This is a genomic window from Streptomyces sp. NPDC048671 (assembly GCF_055587045.1).
In genome coordinates, this window is record NZ_JBVJHB010000009.1 from 285,461 (window position 1) to 298,181 (window position 12,721).

A 12,721-nucleotide genomic window follows, 5' to 3' on the forward strand; every position below is an offset into this window, starting at 1 on the left:
TCATCGTCCCGGGACCCGGCCGGGGGCGGCCTCGTGCCGGACGACGCTGTCGGGGCCGGGAGCCAGGAGATGTTCATGTCCGTCGTCGAAGCGGACGCGGTACGGGGGAGCGCCCCCGTCCCCGAGTACCTCGACGATCTCTGCGACCCGGTCCTGCTGCCCCACGGTCCTGCCGTGCGTCACCAGCCGGTCGCCCGTGTGTGCCTCCATCGGGTGTGACCTCCTCACGGGGTGGCGGTCCTTTGTCGACAAGTCTATGTCCGGACGGTGGATTCGCCCGATACGAGAGGCCCCGGACCGGCCCTGGTACGGCCGGGCCGGTCACCGGCCGCGCCCGGCGCCGCCCGTGCGCTGGGTGGCCGCGATGCAGACGAGCACCGCCACCGCCGCCACCGGTGCGGCCGCCGAGACCTTCTCGCCGAGCAGGAAGTACGACCACACCAGCGTCAGCAGCGGCTGCGCGAGCTGGAGCTGGCTGGCCCGCGCCACCCCGATCTCCGCCATGCCCCGGTACCAGACGTAGAGCCCGAAGAAGGTCGAGCACGCCGCGACCCAGACCAGGCCGATCACTCCGTGCGCGGTCAGCCGCACCGGCTCGTACGGCAGCGCGAGTGCGGTGCCCGCCACGGCGAGCGGCAGGGTGAGGATCAGGGCCCAGCCGATCACCTGCCAGCCCGGCATGACCTTCGCCAGCCTGCCGCCCTCGGTGTACCCCGCCGCGCACACCAGCAGGGCGCCGAACAGGTAGAGATCCCCGGCGGAGAGCGCGCCGCCGCTCTGCAGCACGGTGAAGGCGATCACCACGCCCGCGCCGGTGACCGCCGCGATCCAGAACGTACGGGACGGGCGCGATCCGGTGCGCACGGAGGCGAACACCGCCGTGGTCAGCGGCAGCAGCCCCACCACCACGGCCGCGTGCGAGGTCGTCGAGGTCCGCAGCGCCAGCGTCGTCAGCAGCGGGAACCCCACCACCACACCGCCCGCCACGACGGCCAGCCCGGCCCAGTGCCGGCGCTCGGGCACCCGTACCCGGGTCACGAGGAGCACGCTGCCCGCGATCACGGCGGCCAGCAGGCTGCGCAACGCCACCAGGGACCAGGGGCCGAAACTCTCCAGGCCCCACGCGGTCGACGGGAAGGTCAGCGAGAAGGCGACCACTCCGAGTCCGGCGAGCAGCGTCCCGCTCCGGCCCGCCGGCCGTGCCCCGGTGCCACCGCCTGCCGTATCCGGCACCGGGGCACGGGCAGGGCCGTCCGCCGCCGGGCCTACCGCTATCGTGCTGCTGGGAGTAGCGCTATCCTCTGCTTTCATGCATGAGCGTAGCAGTGTGGCCGATCTGGCCGGTTGTCTCCGGGACGAACTGAACCGCTACTCGCCCGGTGAGAAGCTGCCGTCCAGCCGTGCCCTGGTGGAGCGCTTCCGGGCGAGTCCCGTGACCGTCTCGCGGGTCGTCGCGCAGCTCGCCGCGGAAGGGCTCGTCACCACCCGCCCAGGCGCCGGCGCGTTCCGGGCGCAGCCGCGCGCCGACGCGCCGCGGCCCGGTGACACCTCATGGCAGGAGGTGTCACTCAGCGGTGACGGCGGGCCCGAGGTCGTACCCCGTACGGTCGACGCGTCAGGCGTCCTGGCCACCCTGGCGGCCCCGGCCACGGGCGTCGTCGAGTTCAACGGCGGCTACCTGCACAGCTCGCTCCAGCCCGAACGCGCCCTCGCCGCCGCACTCGCGCGGGCCGGCCGGCGCCCCGGCGCCTGGGGCCGCCCGCCCACCGAGGGGCTGACCGAACTGCGCGCCTGGTTCGCCCGCGAGATCGGGCCCGCGCTCACCGCCGCCGACGTGCTGATCACCGCCGGTGGTCAGAGCGCCCTGGCCACCGCGCTGCGGGCGCTCGGCCGGCCCGGCGCTCCGGTACTCGTCGAATCGCCCACCTACCCGGGCATGCTGGCGGTGGCGCGGGCCACCGGGCTGCGGCCGGTGCCGGTGCCGGCCGACACCGACGGCGTACGGCCGGAACTGCTCGCCGCCGCCTTCCGGGCCACCGGCGCCCGTGTCCTGGTCTGCCAGCCGCTGTTCCAGAACCCGACCGGCGCGGTCCTGGCCCCGGCCCGGCGCTCCGAGGTCGTCCGGATCGCCAGGGAGGCGGGCGCGTTCGTCATCGAGGACGACTTCGCCCGGCGGCTCGTCCACGACGACGCCGGACCGCTGCCGCGACCGCTGGCCGCCGACGACCCGGACGGGGTCGTCGTCCATGTCTGCTCCCTCACCAAGGTGACCTCGCCCAGCCTCAGGGTGGGCGCCCTCGCCGCGCGCGGCCCGGTACTCGAACGGCTGCGTGCCATCCAGGTCGTCGACAGCTTCTTCGTCCCCCGGCCGCTCCAGGAGGCCGCGCTCGAACTCGTCGGCACACCGGCCTGGAGCCGCCATCTGCGCTCCCTGTCGGCCGAGTTGCGGGCCCGTCGCACCGCGATGACCGTGGCGCTCCGCCGCGATCTGCCCGCTCTCGCGCTCCCGCACATTCCCGTGGGCGGGGGCAGCCTCTGGGTGGGCCTGCCCGGCACCGGAGCCGGTGCCGACGAGTCCGCCATGGTCTCGGCGGCCCTGCGCGCCGGGGTCGCCATCGCGCCGGGACGCCCGTACTTCTGCGCCGAACCCCCGGCGCCCCACGTCCGGTTGAGCTACGCGGCCGTCGCCGGAACGGCCGAGATCGCCGAGGGCGTGCGACGCCTGCACGCGGCGTGGGGAGGCGTCCTCGATGCGCCGGACCCCGCGAGCCCGGCCTGACCGGGACAGCCCTTAGGCTCCGGGCATGACGGAAACTCCCCAGCGGCGTTACGAGATCTCGTCCGACCCGTCCCGGCTGGATGCGGCCAGGATTCACAACTGGCTCTCCACCGACGCCTATTGGGCACTCGGCCGGAGCAGGGAGCGCCAGGATCTGGCCATCGCCGGCTCGCTCAACTTCGGCGCCTACGACCTCGCGTCGGGCGAGCAGGCCGCGTACGCCAGGGTGGTGACCGACCACGTCACCTTCGGCTGGCTCTGTGACGTGTACGTCGACCCCGCAGCCCGCGGCCACGGACTCGGCTCCAGGATCGTCGTCGCGGCGCGCGACCACCTCGCCGAGGCCGGGGTCCGCAGGATCGTGCTCGCCACGGAGGACGCCCACGGCGTTTATGAGAAGGTCGGTTTCAAGCCGCTCGACAGCCCGGCCAAGTGGATGTCCCTCAAGTTCGGCTGAGCCGGAAGCGCTTCCGCCCGCGCTCTTGACCTGCGGGGCGATCGGCTCCACGATCGCGGCCATGAGTGTTCGAGTCTCACTCGTCGCCGCGGCGCGCAGCTCCTCCCTGCTCGGTGAGCGCTTCGACGACGACCGGCCGCTCGACGAGGCCGGCTGGCACGAGGTGCAGTTCGCCGCCGCGGCCCTGATACCCCTGGGCGCGGCCGAGCTGCGCTACTGCTCGCCGACCGCTCGCAGCCGCGCCACCGGCCAGGCACTCGGCTTCGCCCCGATGGTCCAGCCCGCCCTGCGCGACTGCGACATGGGCCGGTGGCGCGGCTGCACCCTCGCGGATGTCACGGCGCGCGAACCGGCGGCCGTGGACGCCTGGCTCGCGGACCCGTGGTCCGCGCCGCACGGCGGTGAACCGCTGCTCGCGTTCATCTCCCGGATAGGCGGCTGGCTGGACACCCGCCCCGCCTGCGACGGGTCGATCGTCGCCGTCGCCGAACCGTCCGTCGTCCGGGCCGCCCTCGTGTACGCGCTGCGGGCCCCGCCCTCGACGTACTGGAACCTCGACGTCCGCCCGCTCTCCACCGTCACCCTGACCGGTCTGCCCCGCCGCTGGAGCCTCCGCCTCGAAACCGGAGCCCACTGAGGGCACGGCGCCCGGTCCGCGCGGGACCGGGGCGCACCACGTCTTCCCGCCGGTCCGAGCAGTCGGTACGTTGTCCTGGAACCGAGTCCGACCAGGCATGCCCCAGGCGAGGGAGGCCACTGGGGAGGCCACCGTGCCGCCGGTCCACGGTCACTGCGGCGAGCGCTTCGCCGCGGTGCGCGACGCGTTCGAGGCGGACGTCGGCGAGCGTGACGAACCGGGCGCGGCCGTCACCGTCCTGGTCGATGGACCAGCCCGTGGCCGACCTCTACGGCGCTGAGCGAGGCCGTGTACGCCTCGCTCTGACGGCACTTCCCCACCGGAAGCCCGCCACGGCGCCTGCTCCCGGGTCGCCGGCCGGGGCCGGTCAGCCCTTCTTGTGTGCGGCGACGATGAGCGTGAGCGCCTCGGTGATGGCCGTCTCCGCCGTCGCCTTGTCGAGGCCGAGGCCGGTCAGCAGCCCTGCGCCGTCCTCGTACTCCAGCAGGGCGAGCAGGATGTGCTCGGTCCCGATGTAGTTGTGCCCCATCCGCAGCGCCTCGCGGAAGGTGAGCTCCAGCACCTTGCGGGCACCGGCGTTGTAGGGGAGGAGCTCGGGCAGTTCCTCCTCGGAGGCCGCCGGGAGCGCGGCGGTGGCCTCCTGGCGGACGGTGTCCAGAGCCACCCCCTGCGCCTTGATGAACGCCGCCGCGAGCGCTTCCGGCTCGCTGAGCAGCCCGAGCACGAGGTGCTCGGTCCCGATCTCGCTGTTGCCCGCGGCGCGCGCCTCGTTCTGCGACGCCATCACGACGTTCTTCGCACGGGGGGTGAAGCGGCCGAAGCCCTGACTGGGGTCGAGGTCGGTCGGCTCGCCGGGGTCCTTGGCGACGAACCGCTTCTGCGCGGCCTGCCGGGTCACCCCCATGCTCTTGCCGATCTCGGTCCAGGAGGCGCCGGAGCGCCGCGCCTGGTCCACGAAGTGGCCGATCAGGTGGTCGGCCACGTCGCCGAGGTGGTCGGCGGCGATGACGGCGTCCTGGAGCTGGTCGAGGGCGTCGGGGTGGACTTTCTTGATGGCTTCGATGAGGTCGTCGAGACGGACCGGATGCGTGGGAACCACTGGCTTCGTCATGTGTCAACCATAGGTTGACAGTGAAGTACTGTCAACCTTCCGTTGACAGTGCGCCGGGAAGTGGGGCCGGTGGCACCGGCGCCGGCCACGGCAGCCCCCGATACGACGAACGCGCCGGCCGACGGTGTTCGTCGGCCGGCGCGTCCGGTCAGCTGTTCAGCCAGCGGGTCGGGATCAGAGAACCCCGGAGTCGGCGATGGTGACCTTCGCCTTGGTCCGGCCGCTCTGCGAGCCGAGACCCTCGATCTTGGTGACCAGGTCCAGGCTCTCCTGGTCGGCGACCTCGCCGAACACCACGTGCTTGCCGTCCAGCCACGAGGTCACGATGGTCGTGATGAAGAACTGCGAACCGTTGGAGTTCGGGCCGCTGTTCGCCATGGAGAGCAGGCCGGGCTTGGTGTGCGCCAGCTTGAAGTTCTCGTCGTCGAACTTCGCACCGTAGATGCTCTTGCCGCCGGTGCCGTCACCACGGGTGAAGTCACCGCCCTGGAGCATGAACTCGGGGATGACCCGGTGGAAGGACGAACCCTTGTAGCCGAAGCCGTGCTCGCCGGTCGCCAGCTGGCGGAAGTTCTCCGCGGTCTTGGGAACGACGTCGTCGTACAGATTGAAGACGATCCGTCCGGCGGGCTCGTCGTTGATGGTGATGTCGAAGTAAACCTTGCTCGTCATGGAACCATCCTGACATCCGGCCGCGCGGCCCGTTCGGGCGGGCGCGACGAAACACCGCTCACGGGTGACGGGCCGGGCGCATGTGGTCGAGGCGCACGGTGCACGCCGCCGTGGCCCCGTCCCTGCCCACGCGCCCCGCGGTCACGCTCCGGTACTGCCGTCGATCCGCTCGCGCAGCAGGTCGGCGTGGCCGCTGTGGCGGGCGTACTCACCGATCATGTGCGTGTAGATCCACCGCAGGCTCACCTCGCCCCCCATCAAGGGTGCGGTGTCCTCCAGCGCCCGCGCGGCACAGTTGGCACGGGACACGGCGATCTCGTCCTGCCACGCGGCGAGGGCCTGTGCGAAGGAGGCGTCGGCGGAGATCTCGAAGCCCCCGTCCTGGCCACCGGAACCGGCCGGTGCGGGGTGGACGGGCGGGGCGTCCTCGGCGGCGAGCACCCGGCGGAACCAGTTCCGCTCGACCTCTGTCAGGTGCTGGACCAGTCCCATCAGCGTCAGCGGCGACGGTGGCACGGAGGCGTCACGGACCTGCTCGTCGGCCAGTCCCTCGCACTTCACGGCCACGGTGGCCCGGTAGAAGTCGAGCCAGCTCTCCAGATTGGTGCGCTCGTCGGCGTTCAGGGGCGGCATGGGGCGTTCGGTATGCGTCATGATCACCGATCCTGCCAGCCGGGTCTGACATCGACGCTGATACTGAGGTTCCGGTGGCGGTGGCTCAGGGTCCGACTGACGCGGTCGCGCCGCTACGGCCGCCGGCGGGGCTTTCCGCGCTTGGCGCCCGCGGCGCCCTTCGCGCCCCCGGAGCCCTTGGCCCCCTTCGCGCCTCCGGAACCGCTCCGGGCTCCCTTCCCCGCGGCTCCACCGGCCGCGGGCTTGCGCCGGGCGCCGCCGGTCTCCGGAGCCTTGCGCTTCGGCTGCGCTGCGGGCGGCGTACCGCGGCCCCGGCTGCTGTTCACCGTCCGCCCCCGGACGATGCCGATGAAGTCCTCCACCAGATCGGTGGTCCGGTCCTGCGGCCACGACAACGCGATACGCGACTCGGGGGCGCCCGAGAGCGGCCGGTACGTCAGGTCCTTGCGGTGGTGCAGGCGGGCGAGCGACTGAGGGACGGCGAGGACGCCCACCCCGGCCGCCACCAGCTCGACGGCGTCCGCCGTCGTGGCCGGGCGCTCGATCGCGGGCAGGCCCGGCAGGGCGTCCCAGCCGAGGGTGTCGTCCAGCGGATGCAGCACGATCTCGTCGGCCAGATCCTCGACGGAGACCTCGTCGACCGCCGCCACCACGTGGTCCTTGGAGATCACGACCACGGTCGCCTCGGTGTAGAGGGGGATCGCGCTGAGATCCGTGCTGTCGACCGGCAGCCGTACGAAACCCGCGTCGGCGCCGCCGCCGAGCAGCAGGGCCGACGCCTCGGCGGCGGGCACCGCGACGAGGGCGAGGGGGATGTCGGGCAGGCGTTCGTTCCAGATCCGCACCCACTTGGTGGGCGTCACCCCCGGGACGTACGCGAGCCGGAACGAAGGGGTTGCTTCCGAGCCTGTCACCCCGCCAGGTTACCGGTCGTGGTCAGCGGCGGCGCACACGCTCGATACTCTTGACTCCATGACGTCGCACCAGACCACCCAGACAATGAAGCCCGCGACCGCGGCGAAGAAATTGGGTGTGTACCTCGAAGCCACCCCCACCGAGTTCCAGGAGGGTGTCGTCTCGCGCACCGAGCTGGCGGCTCTCCAGTCAGATCCGCCCGAGTGGCTGCAGGAACTGCGACGCAACGGCCCGCACCCCCGCCCGGTGGTCGCCGCCAAGCTCGGCGTCTCCATCTCCGGCCTCGCGCGCGGCGGCGTCACGGACGCCCTCACCACGGAGCAGATCGACGCGCTGAAGCAGGAGGACCCCGGATGGCTGCGCAAGGAGCGCGCCACCCAGGCCGAGGTCCGCAAGGAGACGGTGCGCATCAAGGAGCGGAACGCGGAGCGCGACGGCCAGTCGCAGGAGCCCCGTTCCTGACCTCAGCACTGAAACCGCCGTGTGGGTGGTCCTGGTTCCGGTCGAACGGAACGGGGACCACCCACACGGCGTTGCGGCGGCCGGGGGAGCGGCACACCGCCGGCGGGTGTCGGCAGGGGCAGTGGAGACCGCCCCCGCGACCGTTCAGCGAGTGGCGAGGAGCGTCAGCGTGTCGATCACGCGGTTCGAGAAGCCCCACTCGTTGTCGTACCAGGCGGACACCTTGATGTGGCGCCCCTCGACCCGGGTGAGAGCCGAGTCGAAGATCGACGAGGCGGGGTTGCCCGTGATGTCGGACGACACCAGGGCGTCGTCCGAGTATTCGAGCACGCCGGCCAGCGGTCCCTGCGCCGCGGCCCGGTAGGCCGCCAGCACCTCGTCGCGCGTCACATCGCGGGCCACGGTGGTGTTGAGCTCGACGATCGAGCCCACGGGGACCGGTACGCGGATGGAGTCGCCCGACAGCTTGCCGTCGAGGTTCGGCAGCACGAGGCCGATCGCCTTGGCGGCGCCGGTCGTCGTCGGCACGATGTTGACCCCGGCGGCGCGGGCGCGGCGGGCGTCGCGGTGCGGGCCGTCCTGGAGGTTCTGCTCCTGGGTGTAGGCGTGCACCGTCGTCATGAAGGCGTGCTCGATGCCGGCGAGCTCGTCGAGCACCGCGGCCAGCGGCGCGAGCGCGTTGGTCGTGCACGAGGCGTTCGAGACGACCGTGTGCAGGGCCGGGTCGTACGCCTCGTTGTTGACCCCGTACGCGAGCGTGACGTCCGCACCGTCCGACGGCGCGGCGACGAGCACCCTCTTCGCACCGGCGTCGATGTGGGCGCGGGCGGCCTTGGCCGATGTGAAGCGGCCGGTCGCCTCCAGCGCGATGTCGACGCCGAGCTCGGTCCACGGCAGCTGTCCCGGTTCCCGCTCGGCGAGCACCTTGATGCGGCGCCCGTCGACGACGAGGGTGTCCCCGTCCACGGTCACCGGGCGCCCGAGCCGCCCGGCCGTGGTGTCGAACGCGAGCAGCCGCGCGAGAGCGGCGGGCTCCGAGAGGTCGTTGACGGCGACGACTTCGAGGTCGCTGTCGCGTTCGAGCAGCGCGCGCAGCACGTTGCGTCCGATGCGGCCGAATCCGTTGATGGCGATGCGAGTCATGTGAGAGTCCCTTCTCCTCGTCCTCAGCATCGCGCTCGCCGGACCCGCCTGCCAGCGGCGTGATCGCCATGGTCCGTAAGGATCTCGCCACCCGCCGCGCGGGCTATTCGCCGCGGGCGAAGGTGCGCCGGTACTCGCTCGGTGTGGTGCCGAGGATGCGCTGGAAGTGCAGCCGCAGATTCGCGCCGGTGCCGAGGCCGACATCGGCGGCGATCTGCTCGACGCCCCGCTCCGAACGCTCCAGCAGCTCCCGGGCCACGTCGACCCGGGCTCGCATGACCCACTGCATCGGGGTGTACCCCGTGTCCTCGGCGAAGCGTCGCGAGAACGTACGGGGCGACACCGCCGCGTGCCGCGCGAGCACCTCAAGGGTGAGGGGTTCGCCGAGCCGGTGCAGCGCCCACTCGCGGGTGGCGGCGAACCGTTCGCCGAGCGGTTCGGGCACGCTGCGCGGCACGTACTGCGCCTGGCCGCCGCTGCGATAGGGCGCCGCGACCAGGCGCCGGGCCGCGTAGTTCGACGCGGCCACCCCGAGGTCGCCGCGCAGCACGTGCAGGCACAGGTCGATGCCCGACGCGGCGCCCGCCGATGTCAGCACGCCGCCCTCGTCGACGAACAGGACGTTCTCGTCGACCCGGACCAGCGGGTACTTCGCCGCGAGCGCCCTCGTGTAGTGCCAGTGGGTCGTGGCGCGGCGGCCGTCGAGGAGACCGGTGGCGGCGAGGGCGAAGGCCCCGGTCGAGATGGCGGCGAGGCGCGCGCCCCGGTCGTGGGCGGCGATCAGCGCGTCGATGACGGGCTGCGGCGGGTCGTCACGGTCGGGGAGCCGGTAGCCGGGCACGAAGACGATGTCGGCCCATTCGAGCGCGTCGAGCCCGTGGGTGACGTAGTACGACAGCCCGTCCCCGCCGGCCACGAGGCCGGGTGCCGCGCCGCACACCCGCACCTCGTACGGCATGCTCGCGCGGGTCGTGAAGACCTGTGCGGGGATGCCGACATCGAGCGGCTTCGCGCCGTCGAGCACGAGGACCGCGACGTGTCGCAGGCGGGCGGCTGGCATGGGAGACGAGGGTACGCGGAGGCCGGGCTCCTGGACGGCCCGACCCGCGACGGCCCGGCCCGCGACAGCGAGGGAAACCTGCTGGGCGTCGGCGAACCGGTCAGGTGAGGAGGAGCGGGGGCCGGGCGGTGCGGACGGCGGCCGGCGCGGGGGCTGCCGCGGCGAGCCGAAAAACACCTGCTCAGGTCCATGACAACGTGGCTAATGTGATCAGGTGACAGAATTCAACGTCCTTGATGACAACGATGGCAACACGGAATGGCAGAAGGACTTCGAGCAGCGGCTGCGCGCCGCGTACACGGCGGCCGGGCTCGGTACGGCCGCGACGGAGCGCGTGCTCGGTGACATGCGCGCCGGCATCGGTGACTGGACGGTCGCCGCGATCACCGAGGAGGACGGGACCCCGGTGGGGCACGTCGCCGTGGTCGTGGCTGAGGGCGACGACCCGCCAGCGGGCCGTATCGGCGACCTCCGTGTCGACCCGCGCCACGCCGGCCGGGGGCACGAGGAGGCCGCCCGGGACTGGGCCGAGCGGTGGTGCGCGGAGCGCGGCGCCCGCCGGCTGGACATACGGCTCAGGGAGCCCGCGGGCGAGTTGTTCGCCGATTACGGCGTCCACGGTCAGCTGAGGGCTCGGCCCGTCGGCACCTCGCCGGAACAGGTCGAAGGCGTCACCGCACGGCCGATGACGCAGGCCGAGTACCCCGAGTGGCTCGCCTCCGAGAAACGCGCCTACGTCGGTGACATCGTCCGGGCGGGAGCCAAGAGCCCCGAGGACGCCGTACGCAAGGCCGACGACGACTTCGCGAAGCTGATTCCCGAGGGCCTGGCGACCCCCGAGACCACGCTCCTGGTGCTTGAGGCGGCGGGGGAGCCGATCGGCACCGGCTGGTTGAAGCACGGGCACCTACCGGGGACCACGTACGGCTACTCGCTGCACATCGACGAGCGGCACCGCGGCAAGGGGTACGGCCGGGCCGCGATGACGGCCGGCGAGCAGGCGACGTCGGCAGCCGGTGACTCGGTGCTGATGTTCACGGTGTGGGGCGGCAACGAGGTGGCGATGAACCTGTACACGAGCGTCGGCTACGGGGTCGTGGAGGAGTACCGCTCGCTCGGCCTGCCCCGCGCCGCGGCCTGACGCACCCCGGCCCGCGGCGCCGCATCACGTCGGCGGGCGGGGCTGTGGCCGTACTGGCGGCCGCCGTCGCCTACGGGGTTTCATCGTCCCGCGCAGTCGCGGGAACGCCGGCGCGAGGCGGACGTCGGGTCAGACCTGTTCGCGTACCCATTCAGGATCGGGGTTGGTGTGCGGCCGGCCCGCCACGACGACGGTCGGCACGGTCTCGTTTCCGTCGTTGGCCGCCCGCACCGCTGCCGCTCCGGCCGGGTCGCGCCAGATGTTGACCCAGTGCAACTGGCGGGCGCCGCGGCCCAGCCGGAAGCGCAGTCGCAGGCAGTACGTGCAGCCCGGACGCCAGTAGACGACCGGCCGGCCGTCGGCCGCGCTGCGGCGCAGTGCCTCCGGCGCATCGATTGATCTCGGGAAGACCAGAGACGAGTGCATGCCTGCGAGCAGTACGAACATCAGCAGGAGCGCCGCGGCTTCGCCGGGGCTCCCGCTGAGGATCAGCCCGGTCGCGACGACTGAGCCGCAGAGCACGAGCAGTATGGGCAAGGTCCAGGTACGCGTCATGATGACGCAGGCTATCGATGAGATCGATGAGCCGGAACAGGCCTCGAACGTGCCCTAACCGGATCGGCCCCGCGGCGGTGGCGAGGAGGGCGGGGGCGGCCCGCTCAGGTTCGCGCTCCATTTCTCCTCGATGCGGCCGAACTTCCACACGGCCAGCGCGGCGATCCAGGTGACGACGAACAGGCCGACGATCAGGTAGCCGAGGATGTTGAGGTCGAGGCCGGTGATCCAGTCCCAGAACGGTCCGTGGAGGCCGGCCTTCTCGCCGACCAGGCCGAGGAGTTCGACGGTGCCGATGATCAGGGCGACGGCGACGGACAGGCCGGTGATGGTGAGGTTGTAGTAGACCTTGCGGACCGGCCTGGAGAACGCCCAGCCGTAGGCGAAGTTCATGAAGGTGCCGTCGATGGTGTCGAGCAGGGACATGCCTGCCGCGAACAGCACGGGCAGACAGAGGATGGCGTACCAGGGCAGTCCGGAGGCGGCGCCGGTGCCGGCCAGGACCAGCAGGGCGATCTCGGTGGCGGTGTCGAAGCCGAGGCCGAAGAGCAGCCCCAGCGGATACATCTGCCACGGCTTGGTGATGGACTTCATCAGCCGCCCCAGCAGCCGGTTCATCAGCCCGCGGTTGTTCAGCTGCTCCTCGAGCGCGGCTTCGTCGAAGTGGCCCTGCCGCATCTCGCGGAAGACCTTCCAGATCCCGGTGAGGATCACGAGGTTGATGATCGCGATGAGGTAGAGGAAGGTCCCGGAGACGGTGGTCCCGATCCAGCCGGTCGCGGAGTGGAGGGTGGAGTTGTCGTTCTCCACGGGCCCGGCGAGGGCCTTGACACCCAGCGACAGCAGGACCGCCAGCGCGAAGACGATGCTGGAATGGCCCAGGGAGAACCAGAAGCCGACCGACAGCGGCCGCCTGCCCTCGTGCATCAGTTTGCGGGTGGTGTTGTCGATGGCCGCGATGTGGTCGGCGTCGAAGGCGTGCCGCATGCCCAGGGTGTACGCGGTGACCCCGATGCCGATGCCGAAGGTCTTCTCCCCGAGGGTGTAGTGCTCGGGCGTGACGATCGTGACCAGGGTGAACCAGCCGATCGCATGCAGGGCCGCGATGAAAGCCGCCATCCCAGCCACCCGCCGCCACTCGGCCCGGGTCATCGAA

16 protein-coding genes are annotated in these 12,721 nt (G+C 72.0%); 6 read left to right on the top strand and 10 right to left on the bottom strand.

The window, feature by feature from the left end; all coding sequences use genetic code 11:
- Together ACZ6S6_RS20190 and ACZ6S6_RS20195 are read right to left on the bottom strand one after the other, a co-directional pair.
- The gene (locus ACZ6S6_RS20190) at nucleotides 1-210 is read right to left on the bottom strand and encodes a DUF1918 domain-containing protein (RefSeq protein WP_363074600.1); all 210 of its coding nucleotides are present in this window, start codon (nucleotides 208-210) and stop codon (nucleotides 1-3) included.
- A 111-nt stretch (nucleotides 211-321) separates the two neighbouring features.
- Nucleotides 322-1,311: a DMT family transporter gene (locus tag ACZ6S6_RS20195; protein WP_362963252.1), complete on the bottom strand. Its 990-nt coding sequence runs from the start codon at nucleotides 1,309-1,311 to the stop codon at nucleotides 322-324.
- On the opposite strand from ACZ6S6_RS20195, the gene ACZ6S6_RS20200 reads away from it, so the two are divergent.
- The 4 genes from ACZ6S6_RS20200 to ACZ6S6_RS20215 all read left to right on the top strand — a co-directional run bounded on the left by ACZ6S6_RS20200 (nucleotide 1,310) and on the right by ACZ6S6_RS20215 (nucleotide 4,153).
- The gene (locus ACZ6S6_RS20200; RefSeq protein WP_469706424.1) at nucleotides 1,310-2,779 is read left to right on the top strand and encodes an aminotransferase-like domain-containing protein; all 1,470 of its coding nucleotides are present in this window, start codon (nucleotides 1,310-1,312) and stop codon (nucleotides 2,777-2,779) included. The two genes, ACZ6S6_RS20195 and ACZ6S6_RS20200, sit on opposite strands and share 2 nt — an antisense overlap.
- A gap of 25 nt (nucleotides 2,780-2,804) precedes the next feature.
- Complete coding sequence (locus tag ACZ6S6_RS20205; RefSeq protein ID WP_362963255.1) at nucleotides 2,805-3,236, top strand: GNAT family N-acetyltransferase; 432 nt, start codon at nucleotides 2,805-2,807, stop codon at nucleotides 3,234-3,236.
- A 61-nt stretch (nucleotides 3,237-3,297) separates the two neighbouring features.
- Nucleotides 3,298-3,873, top strand: coding sequence for a histidine phosphatase family protein (locus ACZ6S6_RS20210; RefSeq protein ID WP_362963257.1), 576 nt, complete (start codon nucleotides 3,298-3,300; stop codon nucleotides 3,871-3,873).
- A 133-nt stretch (nucleotides 3,874-4,006) separates the two neighbouring features.
- A complete protein-coding gene (locus ACZ6S6_RS20215; protein ID WP_469706425.1) occupies nucleotides 4,007-4,153 on the top strand; it encodes a hypothetical protein in 147 nt (48 codons plus the stop codon).
- A gap of 87 nt (nucleotides 4,154-4,240) precedes the next feature.
- On the opposite strand, the gene ACZ6S6_RS20220 is transcribed toward ACZ6S6_RS20215, so the two are convergent.
- The 4 genes from ACZ6S6_RS20220 to ACZ6S6_RS20235 all read right to left on the bottom strand — a co-directional run bounded on the left by ACZ6S6_RS20220 (nucleotide 4,241) and on the right by ACZ6S6_RS20235 (nucleotide 7,203).
- Entirely contained in the window at nucleotides 4,241-4,984 is a 744-nt protein-coding gene (locus tag ACZ6S6_RS20220; RefSeq protein ID WP_469706426.1) for a Clp protease N-terminal domain-containing protein, read from the bottom strand.
- Nucleotides 4,985-5,158: 174 nt separating this feature from the next.
- The gene (locus ACZ6S6_RS20225; RefSeq protein WP_123468564.1) at nucleotides 5,159-5,656 is read right to left on the bottom strand and encodes a peptidylprolyl isomerase; all 498 of its coding nucleotides are present in this window, start codon (nucleotides 5,654-5,656) and stop codon (nucleotides 5,159-5,161) included.
- Nucleotides 5,657-5,797: 141 nt separating this feature from the next.
- Complete coding sequence (locus ACZ6S6_RS20230; protein ID WP_362963263.1) at nucleotides 5,798-6,310, bottom strand: DinB family protein; 513 nt, start codon at nucleotides 6,308-6,310, stop codon at nucleotides 5,798-5,800.
- Nucleotides 6,311-6,402: 92 nt separating this feature from the next.
- Nucleotides 6,403-7,203 (bottom strand): LysR family substrate-binding domain-containing protein, encoded by an 801-nt coding sequence (locus ACZ6S6_RS20235; RefSeq protein ID WP_469706428.1) that lies wholly within the window; start codon nucleotides 7,201-7,203, stop codon nucleotides 6,403-6,405.
- Between the two features lie 58 nt (nucleotides 7,204-7,261).
- On the opposite strand from ACZ6S6_RS20235, the gene ACZ6S6_RS20240 reads away from it, so the two are divergent.
- Nucleotides 7,262-7,666, top strand: a complete 405-nt coding sequence (locus tag ACZ6S6_RS20240) for a DUF5997 family protein (RefSeq protein ID WP_362963268.1) — start codon at nucleotides 7,262-7,264, stop codon at nucleotides 7,664-7,666.
- A gap of 144 nt (nucleotides 7,667-7,810) precedes the next feature.
- On the opposite strand, the gene gap is transcribed toward ACZ6S6_RS20240, so the two are convergent.
- Both gap and ACZ6S6_RS20250 read right to left on the bottom strand, forming a co-directional pair.
- Complete coding sequence (gene gap / locus ACZ6S6_RS20245) at nucleotides 7,811-8,809, bottom strand: type I glyceraldehyde-3-phosphate dehydrogenase (protein WP_362963271.1); 999 nt, start codon at nucleotides 8,807-8,809, stop codon at nucleotides 7,811-7,813.
- Between the two features lie 103 nt (nucleotides 8,810-8,912).
- Nucleotides 8,913-9,869 carry a GlxA family transcriptional regulator gene (locus ACZ6S6_RS20250; protein WP_469706429.1) on the bottom strand — a complete coding sequence of 319 codons (957 nt, stop codon included), beginning with the start codon at nucleotides 9,867-9,869 and terminating at the stop codon, nucleotides 8,913-8,915.
- A 214-nt stretch (nucleotides 9,870-10,083) separates the two neighbouring features.
- Between ACZ6S6_RS20250 and ACZ6S6_RS20255 the strand changes: the two genes are divergently transcribed.
- Nucleotides 10,084-11,010: a GNAT family N-acetyltransferase gene (locus ACZ6S6_RS20255; protein WP_362963275.1), complete on the top strand. Its 927-nt coding sequence runs from the start codon at nucleotides 10,084-10,086 to the stop codon at nucleotides 11,008-11,010.
- Nucleotides 11,011-11,139: 129 nt separating this feature from the next.
- Here ACZ6S6_RS20255 and ACZ6S6_RS20260 read toward each other — a convergent pair whose 3' ends face one another.
- Together ACZ6S6_RS20260 and nicT are read right to left on the bottom strand one after the other, a co-directional pair.
- The gene (locus ACZ6S6_RS20260; RefSeq protein WP_469706430.1) at nucleotides 11,140-11,565 is read right to left on the bottom strand and encodes a glutaredoxin domain-containing protein; all 426 of its coding nucleotides are present in this window, start codon (nucleotides 11,563-11,565) and stop codon (nucleotides 11,140-11,142) included.
- 54 nt (nucleotides 11,566-11,619) lie between these two features.
- Nucleotides 11,620-12,717, bottom strand: coding sequence for a Nickel transporter NicT (gene nicT, locus ACZ6S6_RS20265; RefSeq protein ID WP_469706524.1), 1,098 nt, complete (start codon nucleotides 12,715-12,717; stop codon nucleotides 11,620-11,622).
- Between the last annotated feature and the right edge of the window lie 4 nt (nucleotides 12,718-12,721).

What these genes read in the sequence shown, in the direction of transcription:
- ACZ6S6_RS20250 (WP_469706429.1), bottom strand. Translation starts at nt 9,869, where the DNA reads ATGCCAGCCGCCCGCCTGCGACACGTCGCGGTCCTCGTGCTCGACGGC.
- ACZ6S6_RS20225 (WP_123468564.1), bottom strand. Translation starts at nt 5,656, where the DNA reads ATGACGAGCAAGGTTTACTTCGACATCACCATCAACGACGAGCCCGCC.
- ACZ6S6_RS20200 (WP_469706424.1), top strand. Translation starts at nt 1,310, where the DNA reads ATGCATGAGCGTAGCAGTGTGGCCGATCTGGCCGGTTGTCTCCGGGAC.
- ACZ6S6_RS20260 (WP_469706430.1), bottom strand. Translation starts at nt 11,565, where the DNA reads ATGACGCGTACCTGGACCTTGCCCATACTGCTCGTGCTCTGCGGCTCA.
- ACZ6S6_RS20230 (WP_362963263.1), bottom strand. Translation starts at nt 6,310, where the DNA reads ATGACGCATACCGAACGCCCCATGCCGCCCCTGAACGCCGACGAGCGC.
- ACZ6S6_RS20240 (WP_362963268.1), top strand. Translation starts at nt 7,262, where the DNA reads ATGACGTCGCACCAGACCACCCAGACAATGAAGCCCGCGACCGCGGCG.
- ACZ6S6_RS20195 (WP_362963252.1), bottom strand. Translation starts at nt 1,311, where the DNA reads ATGAAAGCAGAGGATAGCGCTACTCCCAGCAGCACGATAGCGGTAGGC.
- ACZ6S6_RS20190 (WP_363074600.1), bottom strand. Translation starts at nt 210, where the DNA reads ATGGAGGCACACACGGGCGACCGGCTGGTGACGCACGGCAGGACCGTG.
- ACZ6S6_RS20220 (WP_469706426.1), bottom strand. Translation starts at nt 4,984, where the DNA reads ATGACGAAGCCAGTGGTTCCCACGCATCCGGTCCGTCTCGACGACCTC.
- gap (WP_362963271.1), bottom strand. Translation starts at nt 8,809, where the DNA reads ATGACTCGCATCGCCATCAACGGATTCGGCCGCATCGGACGCAACGTG.
- ACZ6S6_RS20205 (WP_362963255.1), top strand. Translation starts at nt 2,805, where the DNA reads ATGACGGAAACTCCCCAGCGGCGTTACGAGATCTCGTCCGACCCGTCC.
- ACZ6S6_RS20210 (WP_362963257.1), top strand. Translation starts at nt 3,298, where the DNA reads ATGAGTGTTCGAGTCTCACTCGTCGCCGCGGCGCGCAGCTCCTCCCTG.
- nicT (WP_469706524.1), bottom strand. Translation starts at nt 12,717, where the DNA reads ATGACCCGGGCCGAGTGGCGGCGGGTGGCTGGGATGGCGGCTTTCATC.